Genomic DNA, 18,338 nt, shown 5'->3' with positions numbered 1-18,338 from the left:
TGTAGGCGGCGGGGCGGGTCAGGCGGCTGGGGCGACGTCGGGGGCGCGTTCTAGGTCGCCGGTCTCGGCGGCCCGCGCGGCCCGGCGGCCGAAGCCGATGACGTACGCGAGGAACGCCGCCTCGGCGAGCACCCCGATGCCCACGCGGGCCCAGGTCGGCAGCGGCGACGGGGTGACGAACGCCTCGATCAGCCCCGACAGGAACAGCACCACGACCAGCCCCAGCGCCACGCTCATCACGGCCCGCCCCTGCTCGGCCAGCACCTCGGTGCGCCGGCGCGGCCCCGGGTCGATGACCGTCCAGCCGAGCCGCATGCCGACGGCCGCCGCCAGGAAGACGGCGGTCAGCTCCAGCAGCCCGTGCGGCGTGATCAGCCCGAAGAAGATGTCCAGCTTGTCGCGGGAGGCCATGAGCCCGCCGGACACGCCGACGTTCGCCGCGTTCTGGAACAGCACGTACGGAATGGGCAGCCCCAGCAGCACCGAGTAGATGATCACCTGGGCCGACACCCAGGCGTTGTTGATCCACACCCGGCCGGCGAACGACGCGGCCGGGTTCTCCGAGTAGTAGTCGGCGAAGTCGTGCTCGACGAGCTGGGTGATCTCGTCGGGCGTGCCGATCACGGCCTGCACGTCGGGGTTGGCCGCCACCCACGCGCCGAACACCCACGCCACCGCCGTGGTCGCCAGCGCCGTGGCCAGCCACCACCACCGCGCCCGGTAGGCGACCACGGGGAACGACACCGTGAAGAAGCGGACGAACTCCCGCCAGGCGGGCGTGTGCGCCCCCGTCACCGCCGACCTGGCCCGCGCCACCAGCGCCGACAGCCGGCCGGTGAGCATCGGGTCGTGCGCCGAGGAGCGGACGATCGACAGGTGCGTCGCCACCCGCTGGTAGAGGTCGACCAGTTCGTCCACCTCGGCGCCGGTCAGCGACGAGCGGTGCTTCACCAGGTGGTCGAGCCGGTCCCATGCGGGGCGGTGTGCGGCGATGAACGCGTCGATGTCCACCCGAACATTCTGGCCGCTCGTTCACCTGCGCAGAGCCGTTAGGCTCCAGATATGTCGGAGGTTGTGACAGGTGATGCCGTCGTCGTCGAGGTACGCGTGGCGCAGATGCCCTCGCGCGCCCTGGCGATCGTCATCGACCTGGCCGTGCAGGTGACCGTGCTGGTGGGGGCCTACGTCCTGCTGGGGGCGTTCGCCACGGTGTCGGACCCGGCGGCGTTCGCGGCTGTCATGATCACGCTGATGGTCCTGGTGATCGTCGGCTACCCGGTGATCTTCGAGTCGGTGAGCAGGGGGCGCAGTCTCGGCAAGCTGGCGCTCGGGCTGCGGGTGGTGAGCGACGACGGCAGCCCCGAGCGGTTCAGGCAGGCGCTGTTCCGCGGGCTCGCGGGCCTGGTGGAGCTCTGGATGCTCTCCGGGGCGCCCGCGCTGATCGCCTCGCTGGTCTCGCAGCGGGGCAAGCGGCTGGGCGACGTCTTCGCCGGCACGATCGTCATCTCCGACCGGGCGCCGCGGCAGAGCGGGCAGGCCGTCCAGATGCCGCCGCCGCTCGCCGCCTGGGCGTCCACGCTGGAGCTGTCGCGGCTGCCGGACGAGGTGGCGCAGGCGGCCCGGCAATACCTGCTGCGCTGGCACGACCTTTCGCCGCAGGCCCGGCACGAGATGGGGGTGCGGATCGCGGCCCAGACGGCGGCGTTCGTCTCGCCCGCCGCGCCGGCCGGGGTGCCGCCGTACGCGTATCTGAGCGCCGTGCTGGCCGAGCGTCGCCGCCGCGAGGAGGCCCGGCTGGCGCTGCGCGCGGGCGTCGCGGCCGGCCCTCCGCCGCCGCGCCCCCAGTACACGCCACCGCCACCCCAGCCCCCGTACGCGCCACCACCCCCGCAGCCCCAGTACGCGCCGCCGCCCCCGCCCGCGAACCCCTACGCTCCCCCGCCGGCTCCGCCGTCTCCGGCCGGTCCTGGGGCGGGCACCACGCCGGGCGGGTTCGCGCCCCCGCAATGACGAACGGCGGCCGCCCCCATCAGGGGACGGCCGCCGCCGCTCAGCGGGTCAGTGGCCCCGGTCGGGCCGGTACGACTCCTGGGTCTGCACGTTCAGCCGATCCGTCCGGACGTGCCGGGCGCTGTCGGTCAGCCGATCGTCGATCTTGACGACGTCCAGGCCGGCGTGGAAGTCGGCCCCGTAGATGTAGCCGTTGTAGTAGTAGGCGGACCAGATGCCGCCGCCGCTGCCGTCCGCGCGGGGACCGCGTTCGAAGTAGCCGATCTCCCTCGGGTTGGCGGCGTCGGTGAAGTCCCAGACGGACAGGCCGCCCATGTACCACGCCTGCACCATGATGTCGCGGCCCTTGACCGGGATCAGGGAGCCGTTGTGCGCGACACAGTTCTCGCTGTCGGCCTGGTACCGCGGGATCTTGAAGTAGCTCTTGAAGACGAGCTGCCCGTGGACGATCTCGTAGATGGCGTTCGCGCCCCGGTTCGGGCCGGTGGCCTCGTTGCAGGTGGCCAGGCCACCGCCGCCGAGCTCGTCGGTGAAGACGACCTTCCTGGCGTCGTTGCTGAACGTGGCCGAGTGCCAGAACGCGAAGTTCGGGTCGGTGGTGCGGGCGGTCACCCGCGGGTTGAGCCGGTCGCGGATGTCGAACAGCACGCCGTCGCCCATGCAGGCGCCGGCCGCGATGTCCTTCTCCGGGTAGACGGTGATGTCGTGGCAGCCGCTCGTCGGCAGCAGCAGGCCGGGCTGGGTCTCGTTGCCGCCGTCGGGGAAGACGACCGGGGTGGCCGCGACGGCCGCCTCGGCGGGGTTCCTCAGCGGCACCTTGATGATCGAGATCTTGTCGTGCGGCGGCTGGCAGTCCGGGAACGTGCTGCTCGGGTTGTACGACGAGACGTAGACGTAGACGTTCTTGTTCTGGTCGCGGCCCTTGCCCGGCACCAGGGTCAGCGTGTGGGAGCCGCAGTTCGTCTCGACCGACTTGACGTAGCGCGGATTGGCCTTGTCGGAGATGTCGAAGATGCGGACGCCCTCCCACGCCTCCTTGCGGTCGGCGCTCAGGGCCGTGCTGTTGCAGGAGTCGTCGCTACGGGAGGAGTCGACGGCGCTGAACAGCAGGTTGCCGTACACGCTGACGTCCATCTGCGACCCCGGGCAGACGACGGAGCTGACCGGTCTGGCCCGCTTCGGGTCGCGGATGTCGTAGATGGAGAAGCCGCCGTAGTTGCCGACGTAGGCGTAACCGTCCTGGAAGGCGAGGTCGGTGTTGATGGTGCCGGCGAGCGGGGCGGGTTTGGGGATGTTGAGCACGTGGGTGACGTTGCCGCTGGTGACGACGGTGTCGGCCGGCGGGATGTCGGCGGTGGTCGCGGTGGTGGACGCGGTCGTGGACGCGGTGGCGGTCGCGGGGGTCGCGGTCAGCGACAGGGCGAAGGCCGCCGCGACCGCCGCGAGGGAGCGGCGCGGGATGGACACTCGGGAGCCTCCTTGACGTCAGTGACCGTGGCCGTGGTCCGGGTAGCCGGCCTGCGTCTGCGCGTTGAGCGAGCGCATCTTGACGCTGTTCGCCTGGTTCGTCCGCGGGTCGTTGATCTTCAGCACGTCCAGGCCGAGGTTGAAGTCGGAGCCGTAGATGTAGCCGTTGTAGTAGTACGCCGACCAGAAGCCGCCGCTCAGCGCCGGGGCGGTGTTGTCCGGGCCGCGCTCGAAGAAGGCGATCTCCTGGGGGTTGGCCGAGTCGGTGAAGTCGACCACGGAGATGCCGCCCTGGTACCACGCCTGCACCATGATGTCGCGGCCCTTGACCGGGATGAGCGAGCCGTTGTGCGCGACGCAGTTCTCGGTGTCGGCCTGGTGGCGGGCGATCTTGAAGTAGCCCTTGAAGACGAGTTGCCCGCCCACGATGTCGTAGTAGGCGTTGGCGCCCCGGTTCGGGCCGATGGCCTCGTTGCAGGTGGCCCTGGTGCCGCCGCCGAGCTCGTCGGTGAAGATCACCTTGGTGCCGGTGTTGTTGAACGTGGCCGAGTGCCAGAAGGCGAAGTTCGTCTCGTCACGCACCTGGGCGGTGACCCTGGGCTGCTCGGGGTCGCGGATGTCGAGCAGGATGCCGTCACCCATGCAGGCGCCGGCGGCGATGCCCTTCTCCGGGTAGGCCGTGATGTCGTGGCAGCCGGTCGTGGCCGACTTGCCGTTGGGGTAGCTGCCCGGCACGCCGCCGAAACCGCCGTCGGCGAACAGGTTGGGCGTGGCGATCACGGACGCGGCCGTCGGGTTCCCCAGCGGGACCTTGATGATCGAGATCAGGTCGTGCGGCGGCTGGCAGTCGGGGAACGCCGCGTTCGGGCTGTAGGAGGAGACGTAGACGTAGACGTTGTCGCCCTTGCGGTCGGGCACCAGCGTGTGGGTGTGGGAACCGCAGTTGGTCTCGACGGACTTGATGTAGCGCGGGTTGGCCTTGTCGGAGATGTCGAAGATGCGCATCCCCTCCCACGACTCCTTGACGGTGGCGGGCTGCGAGGTGCTGCCGCACGAGTCGTCGTTGCGTGAGGAGTCGACGGAGCCGAACAACAGGTTGCCGTAGACCGACACGTCCATCTGGCCGCCGGGGCAGACCACCGAGCTGACCAGCCGCGTCTTCTTCGGGTTCTTGATGTCGTAGATGGAGAACCCGTAGTAGTTGCCCACGTAGGCGTAGTCGCCCTGGAAGGCCATGTCGGTGTGGATGTCGGCGAGGGCCTCGGGCTTCGGCACGTTGGTGACGTGCGTGATGTTGGGGCTCATGACGATCTCGCCGGGCGCCGGGATGTCCGCGGCCTGGGCGGGCAGGGTGGTGCCCGCCAGTGCCGTGACCGCAGCGAACAGGATCAGGGCCCTGCGGGGGCTTAACACCGGTGAATCCTCCTATAAAGGGAGCATAAATCTAGGCCATCTTGTCTCTCCGAAGCTCCGCTAGCCAGCGTCCAAGCTGTCAAATTTTGTTCCGATTCGACCTCTTTTAATCCATCCGTCCATGGCTTAGAGTGCGCATGCTCGACACCGTCAGTCAGGGAGGCTGGGTGCGCTCCGCGCTCAAGGTCATCGCAGGCACGCTCGTCACCCTCACCGCCATCGCCGGCTGCTCCTCCGGCCCGCCCCCCGCACCCCGGGCGGACGCGACCGCGCCCGTGATCGCTCCCGGGCGTCCCGGCGAGCAGGCGAGGACGCTCGGCCCCGAGCAGGCCGCCACCGCCGTGCCCTCGCCGACCGCGAACGCCGCCGACGTCATCTACGTCCAGGACATGATCGTCCATCACCGCCAGGCGCTCGACATGGCGCTGCTGGCGCCGAGCCGGGCCCAGTCGGCCAAGGTGAAGGGCATGGCCGACCGGATCAAGGCCGCCCAGGGCCCCGAGATCCAGTACATGACGGGCTGGCTGCGCGAGCAGGGCCAGAAGGAGCCCGACCACCACGCCGCGCACGACGGCATGCCGGGCATGGCCACGCCCGGGCAGCTCGACGCGCTGAAGGCGGCCAAGGGCACGGCCTTCGACCGGATGTTCCTGCAGCTCATGATCAACCACCACCTGGGCGCGATCACGATGTGCGAGCAGGTGCTGAGCAGCGGCTCGCACATGCGCATCGAGGAGCTGGCGAGCGAGGTCAGCGTCGAGCAGACCGCCGAGATCCGCCGCATGCAGCAGATCGAGCGCGAGCTCCCGCCCGGCTGACCGGCTCCTTAAGAGGTCAGGAGCCGACGCGCCAGGAGTGCAGGTAGTCCTCCTGCTCGCCGGTCAGCCGGTCGATGGCGATGCCGGCCGCGGCCAGCTTGAGCCTGGCCACCTCGTGGTCGATCTCCTCCGGGACGTCGTACACGCCGGGCGCGAGGCCCGCGCGCTCGGCGGCCAGCCACTCCACGGCGAGGGCCTGCGCGGAGAACGACATGTCCATCACGGCCGCCGGATGCCCCTCGGCCGCCGTGAGGTTGACCAGCCGGCCCTCGGCCAGCAGCAGCAGGCGGCGGCCGTCGGGCATCACGTACTGGTCGGTGTTGGGGCGCACGCCGCGCTGCACCTCGCCGGCCAGCTCGTCCAGCGCGCGCACGTCGATCTCCACGTCGAAGTGCCCCGCGTTGGCCAGGATCGCCCCGTCCTTCATGACCGACAGGTGCTCGGCCCTGATCACGTCGCGGTTGCCGGTCACGGTGACGAACAGGTCGCCGAGCGCCGCGGCCTGCGCCATCGGCCGCACCTCGTAGCCCTGGAGGGTCGCGTCGAGCGCCTTGACCGCGTCGATCTCGGTCACGATCACCCGCGCCCCGAACCCCTTGGCCCGCTCGGCCACGCCCCGCCCGCAGTAGCCGAAGCCGGCCACGACCACCGTACGGCCGGCGAGCAGCGTGTTCGTGGCCCGCATGATGCCGTCCAGGGTGGACTGGCCGGTGCCGTACCGGTTGTCGAACATGCGCTTGGTCCGGGTGTCGTTGACGGCCACGACGGGGAAGCGCAGCGCCCCCTCCGCCGCCATCTGGCGCAGCCGGATGATGCCGGTCGTGGTCTCCTCGCAGCCGCCGCTCACCCGCTCCAGCAGGTTGGTGCGCTCGGTGTGCAGGATGTTGACCAGGTCGCAGCCGTCGTCGAGCACGAGATCGGGCCCCAGGTCGAGCGCCTGGTGGATGTGCCGGTAGTAGGCGCTCCGGTCGACGCCCGCGCGGGCGTGCACCCTGACCCCGTAGTCACGCAGCGCCTCGGCCACGTCGTCCTGCGTGGACAGCGGGTTGGAGGCGGCCAGGGCGATCTCCGCCCCGCCCGCCTGCAGCGCCCCCATCAGCACGGCCGTCTCGGCCGTGACGTGCAGGCAGGCCGCGATCTTCAGCCCGGCGAGCGGCCGTTCGAGCGCGAACCGCTCGCCGACGGCCGTCAGCACCGGCATCGAGCGGGCGGCCCACGAGATCTGCCGCTCGCCGCTTTCCCTCAGGTCCATGGCCTGCCGCGGCGGATCAGTAGCGGTAGTGGTCGGACTTGTACGGACCCTCGACGTGCACGCCGATGTAGGCGGCCTGCTCCTTCGTCAGCTCGGTGAGCTTGACGCCGAGCGCGTCGAGGTGCAGCCTGGCCACCTTCTCGTCGAGGTGCTTGGGCAGCGTGTAGACCCCGATCGGGTATTCGGCGGTCTTGGTGAACAGCTCGATCTGCGCGATCACCTGGTTGGTGAACGAGTTGGACATGACGAAGCTGGGGTGGCCGGTGGCGCAGCCCAGGTTCATCAGCCGGCCCTCGGCGAGCACGAGGATCGAGTGGCCGTCGGCGAAGACCCACTCGTCCACCTGCGGCTTGATGGTGTTCCGCACGATGCCGGGCTGCTTGGCGAGGCCGGCCATGTCGATCTCGTTGTCGAAGTGGCCGATGTTGGAGACGATCGCCTGGTGCTTCATCCTCGCCATGTGGTCGGCGGTGATGATGTTGAAGTTGCCGGTGGCGGTCACGAAGATGTCGGCGATGCCGACGACCTCGTCCAGGGTGGTGACCTGGAAGCCGTCCATGGCGGCCTGGAGGGCGCAGATCGGGTCGATCTCGGTGACGATGACGCGGGCGCCCTGGCCGCGCAGCGCGTCGGCGCAGCCCTTGCCGACGTCGCCGTAGCCGCAGACGACCGCGACCTTGCCGCCGATGAGCACGTCGGTGGCGCGGTTGAGGCCGTCGATGACGGAGTGGCGGCAGCCGTACTTGTTGTCGAACTTCGACTTGGTGACCGAGTCGTTGACGTTGATGGCCGGGAAGAGGAGCTGGCCGTTCTTGTGCATCTCGTAGAGGCGGTGCACGCCGGTGGTGGTCTCCTCCGTCACGCCCCTGATGCTCTCGGCGATGCGCGTCCACCTCTTGTCGGCGCCGACCGTGCGGGTGAGCAGGTCGACGATGACGTGCCACTCCTCCGGGTCGTCGGCCGTGGCGGGCGGGACGGCGCCGGCCTTCTCGTACTCGGCGCCCTTGTGCACGAGGAGCGTGGCGTCGCCGCCGTCGTCGAGGATCATGTTGGGGGCGTCACCGCCGGGCCAGGTGAGCGCCTGCTCGGTGCACCACCAGTATTCCTCCAGCGTCTCGCCCTTCCAGGCGAACACCGGGACGCCCTTCGGGTCCTCGGGGGTGCCGTCGGGGCCGACGACCACCGCGGCGGCGGCGTGGTCCTGGGTGGAGAAGATGTTGCAGCTCACCCAGCGGACCTCGGCGCCGAGGGCGACCAGCGTCTCGATGAGGACGGCGGTCTGGATCGTCATGTGCAGGGAGCCCATGATCTTCGCGCCGCGAAGGGGCTGGGAGGCCGCGTATTCCTTGCGGATCGCCATCAGGCCGGGCATCTCGTGCTCGGCGAGCCGGATCTCCTTGCGGCCGAAGTCGGCAAGTGAAAGGTCTGCGACCTTGAAGTCCATGGGTTTCCCCTCGCGCTGACGGATGATTGTCGCGAGAAGTCTAGGCGGCACCGGACGGCGGTCGCATCCGCAGGACGTCGAAACTGACGTAAGAATGTAAGAATGCGCATCACGGAAGCGGCCAGACGGCTCGGCATGTCCCCTCGAATGCTCCGGTACCGGGAGGCGCTCGGGCTGCTGCCGCCGGTGCGGGAGCAGGGCGCGCACCGCCGCTTCGGGCCCGAGGAGCTGGCCGCGGTCGCGCAGGGGGTGGAGCTGGAGAAGCGGTTCGACGTCTCGCCGGCCGAGCTGGCGTTCGCGCTGCGGGTGCTGAGCGAGCCCCCGGTGGCGGCCGCCGTACGCGACCTCGGGGTGCGGATCGGGCGCATCCAGGTGCCGCGCAGGGCCCTCGACTTCGAGAAGGAGAAGGCCCTGCGCCTGCTGCGCTCCGGCGGCCGCCCGTCAGGCGGGTGAGCGGCTCAGCTCGACGCCGGCGTGCGCAGGCGGTCGAGGTCGGGCTCCAGGTAGATGACCCGGGCGATCGGCACCGCGTCGCGGATGCGCCGCTCGGCCTCGTCGATGCCGCGCGCCACCTCGGCCGCCGTGTCGTTGTGCTCGACCGCGATCTTCGCCGCCACCAGCAGCTCCTCGGGGCCGAGGTGCAGCGTGCGCATGTGGATGATCCGCGACACCTCCGGCGCGCTCTCCAGCGCGGTGCGGATCTGGCCCTCCACCTCCGGCGAGGCGCCCTCGCCGACCAGCAGCGACTTCGTCTCCATGGCCAGCACCACCGCGATGATCGCCAGCAGCACGCCGATCATCATGGTGCCGATGCCGTCCCAGGTGCCGTCGCCCGTGATGACCGCCATCGTCACGCCGAACAGCGCGAAGATGAGGCCGAGCAGCGCGCCGAGGTCCTCCAGCAGGATGACGGGCAGCTCCGGCGACTTCGACCGGCGCACGAACGCCACCCACGACTGCTTGCCGCGCACCGCGTTGGATTCCTTGATCGCGGTCCGGAACGAGAACGCCTCCGCGATGATCGCGAAGATGAGCACGCCGAAGGCCCAGATGGGCGCCGAGACCTCCTCAGGGTGGGAGATCTTGTGGAAGCCCTCGTAGAGGGAGAACGCCGCGCCGATGGTGAACAGCACCACCGCGACCACGAAGGCGTAGAAGTAGCGCTCGCGCCCGTAGCCGAAGGGGTGCTCCTTCGTGCTGGCCCGCGCCGCCCGCTTGCCGCCGATCAGCAGCAGCACCTGGTTGCCCGAGTCGGCGACGGAGTGGATGCCCTCCGCCAGCATCGACGACGATCCGGTGAACGCCGCCGCCACGAACTTCGCCACCGCGATGGCCAGGTTGGCGGACAGGGCCGCAATGATCGCTTTTGTTCCGCCGCTCGCGCTCACCGGTCTTCTCCACTCATAGGCTTAACCCTTGGAGGGATCCTATTGGGAGATTCTTGCCTTGAGTTCCGTGATCGCGGACACAGAGGTCGGATCGATGCCGTAGCCGAGCGCGAGATAGGCGCTCGCGTAGTCGCCGAGCCCGATCAGCGAAGCCATCCGCTCCAGCGGATGCGCGCCCTCGGCGGCCAGCTCGGTCACCGGCACGTCGCGGTCGCGGGCCAGCCGCAGCGCCGCCTCGCGCTGCCGCGTCACCTGCGGATGCTCCTCGACGTCCCGCAGGAGCACCAGCCGCAGGGTGCGGCCGGAGGTGTCGGCGAAGATGTCGCGCTCGGCCATCGGACCGTCGAACACGGCCACCTGGTTGTGGCCCGCCTCGGGCAGCTCGCCGCAGATCGCCGGATATTTGGCGTTGGCGTTGAGCTGGCCGGTCAGCCGGGCCGCCGCCACCCGCGTGACGGCCGACGTGCCCCAGATCATCGGCACGCTCTCGGCGAGGTCCATCGCGAGGGACTTGCCGGGGTTGATGAAGGTGTCGCTGGACGGCCGGCACCGGTTCGCCATGTCCTCCAGCGCACTCGCCACCCGCTCGAACAGGCCGGGCTCGACGCTCACCAGCCGCAGCGCGGCGGCGGCCACGACGGCCGGGATCGCCAGCAGCCACAGGTTGGCCCGTGACGGCCCGGTGACCGGCACCGCCACGTAGCTCGCCGACGCCTGGACGGCGATCGCCTCCAGCGCGGAGCCCGCGGGCCCCACGCCGAGCAGCGTGCAGCCGCGCCGGACGGCCTGCGTGGCCACCGACACGGTCTCCTCGGTGTCGCCCGAGCCGGACACGGCGATGACGAGATCGGTCGCGCCCACCCAGCCGGGAAGCTGGTAGGAGCGCAGGGTCACGATCGGCAGCGGCACACCCGAGCCGGCCACGGCGGCGAGCATGTCGCCCGCGACGCCCGAGCCGCCCATGCCCGCCACCACGACCGCCCTCGGGCGCCCGTGGGCGAGCAGCCGGTCGAGGTGGGCCTCGGCGGCCACGCGGGCGCCGGTGCGGACCTGCGCCGCGGACGCGGCGACCGCGGGCAGCATGCCGGAGGGGTCGGCCTCGCTCAGATGAGCCTGGTCGTCGAGCCGGTCCGGCTCCCAGGTCACGGCTTCCTGGCCTCGTCGACGAGCAGAACGGGGATGTCATCCCGGACGGGGTAGACCAGGCCGCAGCCCGTGCAGGCCAGCTCCTCGGACTCGGACTCGGCGCGCAGGGGCGCCTTGCACGCCGGACAGGCCAGGATCTCCAGCAGCCAGTCGTCGATCTTCACACGCTCACCTATCTCGCTTTCCGTCACCAGCTTGACCGTAACATCACGCCGCGACCGCTCAGGCGGGCTGAGCCTGATGTATGACGGCCTGGATGTGTTGGAACACCGCCTGGCTCGCACCGCAGTGCGTGAAGTTGCGAGTGGCCTGATGCACGGGACTGGAATAGTCGATCAGCGATCCATCGAAGGCGGTCCAACGTCCACCCGCCTCCTCCACGACGATATGCGGCGCCACATTGTCCCAGATCTTGGAGGTTCGGTTCAAGAAAGCTCCGTAGCGGCCGCTCGCCACCATGACGACGTCGAAGGCGGAGTTACTGCTCCGGAGCTTGTACGGCCCCGCCAGCAGGAGCTCGGCCAGCAGCTCGCATTCGGCTCGCGCGACCTCCGGACGGTCCGGATCGGCGTCGATGCCGTAGCAGAGCATGCGGCCACCCAGCTCGCCCCCCGCCGCCACCCGGACGGGCACTCCATTGCAGGTGGTGCCTTCGCCCTTCTCCGCGCTGTAAATCTCCCGGAAGGCCGGCAGGGCGATGCCCCCGGCGATCGGAGTGGCGTCCTCCAGGAGACCGATCATGATCCCGTACTGCGGAAGCCCGGCCGCGAAGTTGCTCGTGCCGTCTATGGGGTCGATGACCCAGGTGTAGCGGGAGTTGTTGTCGAGAACACCGGCCTCCTCGTCGATGAGGCTGTGCCGGGGAAACTCCTCCCGGACCAGGCCGAGCAACAGTTTCCCGATCGCGGAGTCCGCCTCGGTGAGCACCTGGTGCGGGTCGCCCTCCTTGACCCGGCCGCTCACGTGGCCGAATTTGTCCAGAGCCACCTCGGACGCCAAGCCGAGCGCGTGCTCGACAAACTCTCTGTACATCTGCACACACCCTAACGGACGGTCACCGATTTAGCGAGATTCCGTGGTTTGTCGATCTCTCGACCCAGATGAAGGGCGCTGGAGTAAGCGAACAACTCACCGACCACCAACTGCAGCACCAGATCGGAGATGACTTCGTCATGGTAGGGCAAGGGCTGATAATCCACGAACCTCAGGAGGTCGGCGTCGCCGAGGTCTGCGGGGCCAAAAGCCACTATGCGCCCACCGCGGGCGGAAACTTCGCTGATATTCGCCAGGGTCGCAGCAAAGAGGGTGCGATCGGCGCGTGGCGGGGGAATGAGAGCCACGGTGAGGAAACCGGGCGCGATCAATGAAATTGTCCCGTGCTTGAAAAATCCGGCACTCATTCCCTCCGCATGACGGTAGGTGGCCTCCTTATACTTGAGCGCGGATTCCAGCGCTACCGGATAAAGCGCTCCTCTGCCGACGAAGCCTCCCAAGGATGACCGCCTGGCTGACGACGGACTTGGTCGACAGCACACTGAGTCGTTCTCAGTAACCGAAGATCGCGTTGTGTGATGCCGATATGGTCCAATCGTGCTCGCGGTGCAGTAGCACGAGTGCGGCTCGGACGATCTGCCCGATGCGCCAGGGGTCGAGGCTGACTCGGCGCAGAGCCTTGAAGGTGACGGTGAGCAGGGCGTTCGCGCGTTCGCCGACGCCGCGCAGGCCCCGCAGCAGCTTGTTGTAGGTGTGCTGGTCGTCGCTGAGTATGGCCTGGCCGCGCTTCTTCTTCACCGGCACCCGGATGACGTCGGCGGCGCCTTCATATCCCAGGTCGGCCAGGGCCGGCACCGTGTCCCGCGCGGTGGCCAGGGTGGCGATGATGCCGTGGGTGCGGGCGCAGGTCATGTCATGTTCGCGGCCGGGGCGTACGTCGGAGACCCACAACGGCCAGCCGTCCGGGGCGGAGATCACCTGGATGTTGCCGCCGTGGTGCTTGTGTTTGCCCGACCACCACAGGTCGGCGCCGTTCGGGCCGGGCGTGGCGACGCGGTCGGTGGCGATGACGATGCCGTCGAGGTTGACGTGAGTCAGGCCCGTGTCGGCTGCGCTGTCGAGCACCTGCCGCAGGCCGGGGGCGTGGGCTGCCAGGACGTCGATGCCTTCGTGCAGGTAGCGGTAGGCGGTCTTGCGGCTGATGTGGTGGTCGGTGGCCAGTTGCTTGATCCGGGTGTTGTCGAGGAACCAGCGAAGGATCAAGACTGCCTGGGCGAAGCAGCCCAGCGCCCGGCGTCCTTTGCGGGTGCCGCGACGGCGGCGTTCAGTGTGCAGCAGGGCGGCCAGGAACAGCACAGTCTCGCGACGTACGTCGAGGGTCGCGGTGTATGTGACACTAGTGGGCACGTGAAGCCTCTGGTTCTGAAGTTGATCTCTAGTCAAGACCACTTCTACCAGGGGCTTTACGCTTGCTGATCACTAGGTTGGCTTGCCGGGTCCAAGGAGATCACGCACAGCAACTGTTCGTTACCGACAACGGCTCACTGATCTCCGGGCCGCACTCCTGGCGCAGTCTGTGGACCGCCATCCGCTCCTGGCTGGAGTTCGGCACGTTACTGATCGAGGTGAGCGCGGCGCCGCACCGCTGGGCGACTCGGCACATCTCCAGCGTGTCGAAGGTTTCACCTGACTGCGATATTGCGACCGCGCTGTCACCAGGACCGAGACGCGTGAAGTGCTCCGCCTCGCCCGAGAAGAGCGCGTTGGCCGCGACCTCGGCGAGATTGGCCAACAGGAACTGCCCGATCTGAGCCAGGTAGAACCCGCTGCCGGCGCCGAACAAGGTGACCCGGCGATCAGGTGGAGCGATCCCCTCGAAGCGAGGCGCGGGAATCCGCAAAGCGGACCGCACCGCTTGTGGGGGGGCAGACCAAGTAAGCCGGAAAGGGCTAATAGGGCTGGTCAGGGCCTCTGATGGCCACCGACGTGTGACCGTCTGCGTTGGCTGGTTGCGGTTTGGTGAAGGCTGGGGTGCATTTTGATCATCTGCCGCTATGGTGTGCGGGTTCTGGAGGTGATCGGTTAGAGAGGGCTCGCCGGTGACATCGATCGAGCGGACCGCCTACCCGCAGTTCAAGCGCCTGACCTCGGCGCGGGTGTTGCACGTGTTCTTCACCCCGACGGCTGATGAGATCGACTGGGCTCAAGAGCTCGCCAGGGGTTCACAGACGCTGTTCGCGCTGATTCTGGCGCTGAAGTGCTTCCAGAAGATGGCCCGTTTTCCCGCCCGTGAGGAGATCCCCGAGGTCGTTGTCGATCACGTGCGGCGCTGCCTGGGTCTGGCCGGCGATGTCGAGCCCGACCACGGGGCAGCGAGCACGGCCAAGTGGCACCGAAAGCAGATTCGGGCACGCCAGGGTGTGATCTACGACAAAGAGCAGGCCCGGGCCATAGCCGCCGAGGCCATCACGGAGGCGGCGCAGGCCAAGAACAACCCGCCGGATCTGATCAACGTGGCGCTGGAACGCCTGATCGAGGCCTCGCTGGAGTTGCCAGGGTTTACCACGCTGGATGAGATGGCCGCTACGATCCGGGCTCGGGTCAACGCTGAGATCTTCACCCGCGTCGTGGATCGGATGGGGGTGGACGGGCAGGAGCGCATGGGTGCGCTGCTGACGACGGTGGGAACGGACGGTAGGTCACTGTTCAACCGGCTGAAGAAGCCGGCACAGCGGCCCACCTGGGCGAAGTTCGATGCCCACGTGAAATACCTGGACGAGATCGACGCCCTTGGCGACACCTGGGAGTGGCTGGAGGGGATCGCCCTCACCAAGATCACCGATTTCGCTGGGGAAGCAGCGGCCCAGGACGCCGACACCCTGTCCCGCTACAACCCGGTCAAGAGGCTGGCGTTGCTGGCCTGTCTGCTGCACATGGCGCGGATGAGGGCTCGGGATGATCTGGCCGAGATGCTGTGCAAGCGGGTGGCAGCCAACCTGAAGAAGGCCCGGACCGCGCTGGAGGGCATCCGCGAGCGGCAGCGCGCAGTCAGCGAGCGGTTGATCGGCACCTACCGCACCGTGCTGGAGCACCTGGACCCCGAGGGCCCGGAGGCCGACCGGGGGGCCGAGCGCGCGGTGGCCGCGGTGAACAATGCTGGCGGGTTCGACGCCCAGCTGGCCGACATCGAGGAGGTCTCGGCCTTCCACGGAGACAACTACGAGGTGCTGGCCTACCGGTTCTTCAAGCGGGACCGGGCGGTGATGTTCGACCTGGTCGCCAAGCTGGAGCTGAAGGCCACCTCCCGCGATGAGTCGGTGCTGACGTCCCTGGAGCACGCACGCGCCCACGCGGGGCTGAGGCGGGACTTCATCCCGATGCCGCCACCGGTCGACGGCTCCGGCGGCCCGGGCTCCGGGATCATGTTCGCCTCGGGCAACTGGCGGCGCGCCGTCACCGACCGAGGCCGTCCCGGGATGGTGGCGCGGCGGCACTTCGAGGCGATGGTCTTCACCTACCTGGCCGAGGAACTGCGTACCGGCGATATCGCGGTGGTCGGATCGAACGAGTACGCCGATTGGAGCGCCAACCTGCTGCCGTGGGCCGAATGTGAGCCGCTGCTGGAAGGGTTCTGCGAGCAGGTCGGCGTGCCCAGCACGGCGGCCGGCTTCGTCGCGCACCTGCGTAGTAATCACCTGGCGGCCGCCGCGGAGTTGGACGCCGGGTATGAGGACAACGCTGACCTGGTGATCAGTGACGATGGGGCGCCCACGGTCAAGCGGCGCCGCGGACAGCAGACGTTGAAGGCCGCTGAGAAGCTGGCCGCGGCGATCGAGCGGCGCATGCCCGAGCGGTCGCTGTTGTCGATCGTGGCGCGCACCGCGCACTGGCTGGGCTGGCACCACCACTTCGGGCCGGCCTCCGGCTCGGATCCGAAGATCTCCGACCCGTTGTTCCGGTACTCGCTGACGGTGTTCACCGGCGGGATCAACCTGGGGCCGTACGAGGCGGCCAAACACCTGACCGGCGTCTCGGCCCGGGAGCTGTCGATGATCCGCAACCGGCACATCGACATCCGCAAGCTCAACGCGGCGATCGGATGCGTCGTCAATGCCTTCGCCGAGTTGGACGTGGTCAAGGCGTGGGGAGACGGGACCACGGTCGCCGCCGACGGCACTCATGTTGAGACCTACGTCGACAATCTGCTGGCCGAGACCTCGATCCGGTATGGAGGCGTGGGTGGCATCGCCTATCACTACGTCTCCGACACCTACGTGGCGCTCTTCTCCAGATTCATACCCTGCGGGGTATGGGAGGCGGTCTATCTGATCGAGGGTCTGCTGGCCAACGACTCCGACATCCAGCCGACCACCGTGCATGCCGACACGCAAGGCCAGTCGTTCCCGGTCTTCGCGCTGGCCACGCTCTTCGGGTTCGACCTGATGCCCCGCATCCGCAACTTCAAGGACCTGATCTTCTTCCGAGCCGACCCCCACCTGGTGTACCCGCACATCGACGCGCTGTTCGGCGACCGAGGCCGCAACGTGATCGACTGGGAGCTGATCGAGCGGCACTGGTGCGACCTGATGCAGGTGGCCATCTCCATCAGCGAGGGCCGGCTGAGCTCGGCCACCCTGATGCGGCGCCTGCGCTCGAACTCCCGCAAGAACCGCATCTACAAGGTCTTTCGCGAGGTCGGACGCAGCGTGCGCACGGTGGCGCTGCTGCGCTATCTGGCGGACCCGGCGCTGCGTGCCCGGGTCACCGCGGCGACCAACAAGGTGGAGACTTACAACGGGTTCTCCCAGTGGCTGGGGTTCGGCAACAACGGCGTGATCGCCGACAACGACCCCGAAGAGCAGGAGAAGTTGATCAAGCTTAATACCCTGCTGGCCAACCTCGTGATCTTCCACAACGCCCTGGACCTCATGGACGTGGTGCGCACCCTGGTGGCCGAGGGGTGGACCATCACCGCGGACGAGCTCGGAGCGCTGTCGCCCTACTTGCGCGCCCACATCCGCCGCTTCGGGGCCTACGCCACCGACGAGATCGGCGATGAGCCGGCGGCGTTCAATCCTGAACTCAAGGAGATTGACTTCACCGCCGTTGACCTGGCCGCCTGACGGTGTCGATGCGGCTGGTGGAGCCAATGGCTGGCCTGGCCTGGCTTCGTCCGTACACCCCTTACCCAGGCGTACGGTGAGCGTGGTGTCAGGTGGTGCGGCGTGCTAGGGGGTCGCGGGAGGCGACGTGGCTGGCGACGGCGTCGACGCTGGGCCGGGCGTAGCGTTCGAGGGAGCGGACCGAGGCGTGCCGGGAGCGGGCCAGCAGGGTGGGGGTGTTGGTCCCGTCTTCGGCCTCGTGGGTCAGCGCGGAGTGGCGTAGCTGGTGCAGCGTCCAGCCACCCCGCAGCTCGAGTTCGGCGGTGTCGGTGATGCCAGGGTGGGCCAGCGGCCGGGTGAGGGTCTCGAACAGTTCCGCGGCACGACGGTAGGACAGACGCGCTCGGCCGGTGACCGGGCAGACGTCGAGGGCGGGGGTGTGAGCGAGTGCCCGCCGGTCGGTGAGGAAGACCGGGCCGCGAGTGCGGCCCTTGAGCAGCCGCGGCAGCAGCTGGGCTGTGCCGGACTGCCAATGCACCCAGTCCGTGGCACCGCCCTTGGAGACGATACGGGCACGCTTGTCGGCCAGCAGGAGATCGTCGATGTCGAGGCTGAGGATCTCCTCGGCGCGGGCGCACGTGTCATACAGCATCCGCCACAGCGTCTTCTCCCGCAGGGGCGCTTTCAGCTCCAACAGCGCGGTGATCTGGGCGCGTGACAGCGCCCGGGTTCGGTCCGGCGGCGCGGGCCGGCGTTCGATTCCGACGATCGGGTTGGTGGCGAGCCACCCGCGCGCCCGCCACCAGCCGATGGCGGTCTTCAGCACGGACAGCTCCCGGTTGACGGTGTCGGCGTCGGCCAGCCGGGCTCGCGTCGCGAAGGCGTCGGCGAGCACGCCGGCGGTGGCCGGCTCGTCCAAGGTGGCGAAGGGGACGGCGGGTGGGGTGGCGCCGCGGCGGGCCCTGCCCAGGGGTGGCTGCTCGTCGCGGGCGAGCCAGGCCCAGGTGGTCAGCGAGATCCGGTAGATCCGCTGGGACGAGGCGGCGACCCCGGCGGAACGCAGATAGACCTCGACCGCGTCGGCGTACGTGCCGGGCCGATCATGTCCGAGCGGGAGCACGTCGGCGGCGATCAGGCTCACACGTACACCCCTCTCTCTGTCGCAGTAAATGCGTACACCTCAATCATGATCACCAGTGTGGGGGATCCAGCTCAGGATGGCATGGCGAGGGCCGCTGCCGCAGTAAATCCGGTATTTACTGCGGCAGCTCGCTCGCGTCCATTCGAGGGATTTTCGCAACGGAG

General features: G+C 68.8%; 17 protein-coding genes. 4 read left to right on the top strand and 13 right to left on the bottom strand.

Annotated features, from left to right (window positions below):
• Positions 1-18: 18 nt before the first annotated feature.
• Positions 19-1,011 carry a stage II sporulation protein M gene (locus tag Nocox_RS06160; RefSeq protein WP_020541363.1) on the bottom strand — a complete coding sequence of 331 codons (993 nt, stop codon included), beginning with the start codon at positions 1,009-1,011 and terminating at the stop codon, positions 19-21.
• A gap of 51 nt (positions 1,012-1,062) precedes the next feature.
• On the opposite strand from Nocox_RS06160, the gene Nocox_RS06155 reads away from it, so the two are divergent.
• Positions 1,063-2,010, top strand: a complete 948-nt coding sequence (locus Nocox_RS06155; RefSeq protein ID WP_033408238.1) for an RDD family protein — start codon at positions 1,063-1,065, stop codon at positions 2,008-2,010.
• A 48-nt stretch (positions 2,011-2,058) separates the two neighbouring features.
• Here Nocox_RS06155 and Nocox_RS06150 read toward each other — a convergent pair whose 3' ends face one another.
• Together Nocox_RS06150 and Nocox_RS06145 are read right to left on the bottom strand one after the other, a co-directional pair.
• Positions 2,059-3,477: an LVIVD repeat-containing protein gene (locus tag Nocox_RS06150; protein WP_020541361.1), complete on the bottom strand. Its 1,419-nt coding sequence runs from the start codon at positions 3,475-3,477 to the stop codon at positions 2,059-2,061.
• Between the two features lie 18 nt (positions 3,478-3,495).
• Positions 3,496-4,890: an LVIVD repeat-containing protein gene (locus Nocox_RS06145; RefSeq protein WP_020541360.1), complete on the bottom strand. Its 1,395-nt coding sequence runs from the start codon at positions 4,888-4,890 to the stop codon at positions 3,496-3,498.
• Positions 4,891-5,027: 137 nt separating this feature from the next.
• Between Nocox_RS06145 and Nocox_RS06140 the strand changes: the two genes are divergently transcribed.
• Positions 5,028-5,708, top strand: a complete 681-nt coding sequence (locus Nocox_RS06140) for a DUF305 domain-containing protein (RefSeq protein ID WP_051112466.1) — start codon at positions 5,028-5,030, stop codon at positions 5,706-5,708.
• Between the two features lie 16 nt (positions 5,709-5,724).
• Here Nocox_RS06140 and Nocox_RS06135 read toward each other — a convergent pair whose 3' ends face one another.
• The gene (locus tag Nocox_RS06135) at positions 5,725-6,960 is read right to left on the bottom strand and encodes an adenosylhomocysteinase (RefSeq protein WP_020541358.1); all 1,236 of its coding nucleotides are present in this window, start codon (positions 6,958-6,960) and stop codon (positions 5,725-5,727) included.
• A gap of 16 nt (positions 6,961-6,976) precedes the next feature.
• A complete protein-coding gene (gene ahcY, locus Nocox_RS06130) occupies positions 6,977-8,404 on the bottom strand; it encodes an adenosylhomocysteinase (protein WP_020541357.1) in 1,428 nt (475 codons plus the stop codon).
• Between the two features lie 102 nt (positions 8,405-8,506).
• Between ahcY and Nocox_RS06125 the strand changes: the two genes are divergently transcribed.
• Positions 8,507-8,857, top strand: coding sequence for a MerR family transcriptional regulator (locus Nocox_RS06125; protein ID WP_033408236.1), 351 nt, complete (start codon positions 8,507-8,509; stop codon positions 8,855-8,857).
• Positions 8,858-8,862: 5 nt separating this feature from the next.
• On the opposite strand, the gene Nocox_RS06120 is transcribed toward Nocox_RS06125, so the two are convergent.
• From Nocox_RS06120 to Nocox_RS06090, 7 genes are all read right to left on the bottom strand, one after another.
• The gene (locus tag Nocox_RS06120) at positions 8,863-9,792 is read right to left on the bottom strand and encodes a cation diffusion facilitator family transporter (RefSeq protein ID WP_020541355.1); all 930 of its coding nucleotides are present in this window, start codon (positions 9,790-9,792) and stop codon (positions 8,863-8,865) included.
• A 39-nt stretch (positions 9,793-9,831) separates the two neighbouring features.
• Positions 9,832-10,938, bottom strand: coding sequence for an SIS domain-containing protein (locus Nocox_RS06115; RefSeq protein WP_020541354.1), 1,107 nt, complete (start codon positions 10,936-10,938; stop codon positions 9,832-9,834).
• Positions 10,935-11,102 carry a Trm112 family protein gene (locus tag Nocox_RS06110; RefSeq protein WP_020541353.1) on the bottom strand — a complete coding sequence of 56 codons (168 nt, stop codon included), beginning with the start codon at positions 11,100-11,102 and terminating at the stop codon, positions 10,935-10,937. Before Nocox_RS06110 ends, Nocox_RS06115 begins: the two co-directional genes overlap by 4 nt.
• A 58-nt stretch (positions 11,103-11,160) precedes the next feature.
• The gene (locus Nocox_RS06105) at positions 11,161-11,970 is read right to left on the bottom strand and encodes an inositol monophosphatase family protein (RefSeq protein WP_157382847.1); all 810 of its coding nucleotides are present in this window, start codon (positions 11,968-11,970) and stop codon (positions 11,161-11,163) included.
• Positions 11,971-11,981: 11 nt separating this feature from the next.
• Positions 11,982-12,431, bottom strand: a complete 450-nt coding sequence (locus Nocox_RS06100; RefSeq protein ID WP_157382846.1) for an SIS domain-containing protein — start codon at positions 12,429-12,431, stop codon at positions 11,982-11,984.
• A gap of 52 nt (positions 12,432-12,483) precedes the next feature.
• Positions 12,484-13,338, bottom strand: a complete 855-nt coding sequence (locus Nocox_RS06095; protein ID WP_219495500.1) for an HARBI1 family protein — start codon at positions 13,336-13,338, stop codon at positions 12,484-12,486.
• 100 nt (positions 13,339-13,438) lie between these two features.
• Positions 13,439-13,831 carry an SIS domain-containing protein gene (locus tag Nocox_RS06090; protein WP_157383522.1) on the bottom strand — a complete coding sequence of 131 codons (393 nt, stop codon included), beginning with the start codon at positions 13,829-13,831 and terminating at the stop codon, positions 13,439-13,441.
• Positions 13,832-14,030: 199 nt separating this feature from the next.
• Here Nocox_RS06090 and Nocox_RS06085 point away from each other — a divergent pair, with 199 nt between their 5' ends.
• The gene (locus tag Nocox_RS06085; RefSeq protein ID WP_020547724.1) at positions 14,031-17,054 is read left to right on the top strand and encodes a Tn3 family transposase; all 3,024 of its coding nucleotides are present in this window, start codon (positions 14,031-14,033) and stop codon (positions 17,052-17,054) included.
• A gap of 88 nt (positions 17,055-17,142) precedes the next feature.
• Here the strand turns inward: Nocox_RS06085 and Nocox_RS06080 are convergent, their stop codons facing one another.
• Positions 17,143-18,174: a tyrosine-type recombinase/integrase gene (locus Nocox_RS06080; RefSeq protein WP_020547723.1), complete on the bottom strand. Its 1,032-nt coding sequence runs from the start codon at positions 18,172-18,174 to the stop codon at positions 17,143-17,145.
• Positions 18,175-18,338: the final 164 nt, after the last annotated feature.

The sequence above is a fragment of the Nonomuraea coxensis DSM 45129 genome (assembly GCF_019397265.1).
GTDB lineage: Bacteria > Actinomycetota > Actinomycetes > Streptosporangiales > Streptosporangiaceae > Nonomuraea > Nonomuraea coxensis.
The sequence above is the reverse complement of the archived record's forward strand: the minus strand, read 5'-3'. Positions and strand labels throughout refer to the sequence as shown.

Coding starts and splice junctions, on each gene's coding strand:
- Nocox_RS06105 (WP_157382847.1), bottom strand. CDS start 11,970: ATGTACAGAGAGTTTGTCGAGCACGCGCTCGGCTTGGCGTCCGAGGTG.
- Nocox_RS06155 (WP_033408238.1), top strand. CDS start 1,063: ATGTCGGAGGTTGTGACAGGTGATGCCGTCGTCGTCGAGGTACGCGTG.
- ahcY (WP_020541357.1), bottom strand. CDS start 8,404: ATGGACTTCAAGGTCGCAGACCTTTCACTTGCCGACTTCGGCCGCAAG.
- Nocox_RS06125 (WP_033408236.1), top strand. CDS start 8,507: ATGCGCATCACGGAAGCGGCCAGACGGCTCGGCATGTCCCCTCGAATG.
- Nocox_RS06135 (WP_020541358.1), bottom strand. CDS start 6,960: ATGGACCTGAGGGAAAGCGGCGAGCGGCAGATCTCGTGGGCCGCCCGC.
- Nocox_RS06140 (WP_051112466.1), top strand. CDS start 5,028: ATGCTCGACACCGTCAGTCAGGGAGGCTGGGTGCGCTCCGCGCTCAAG.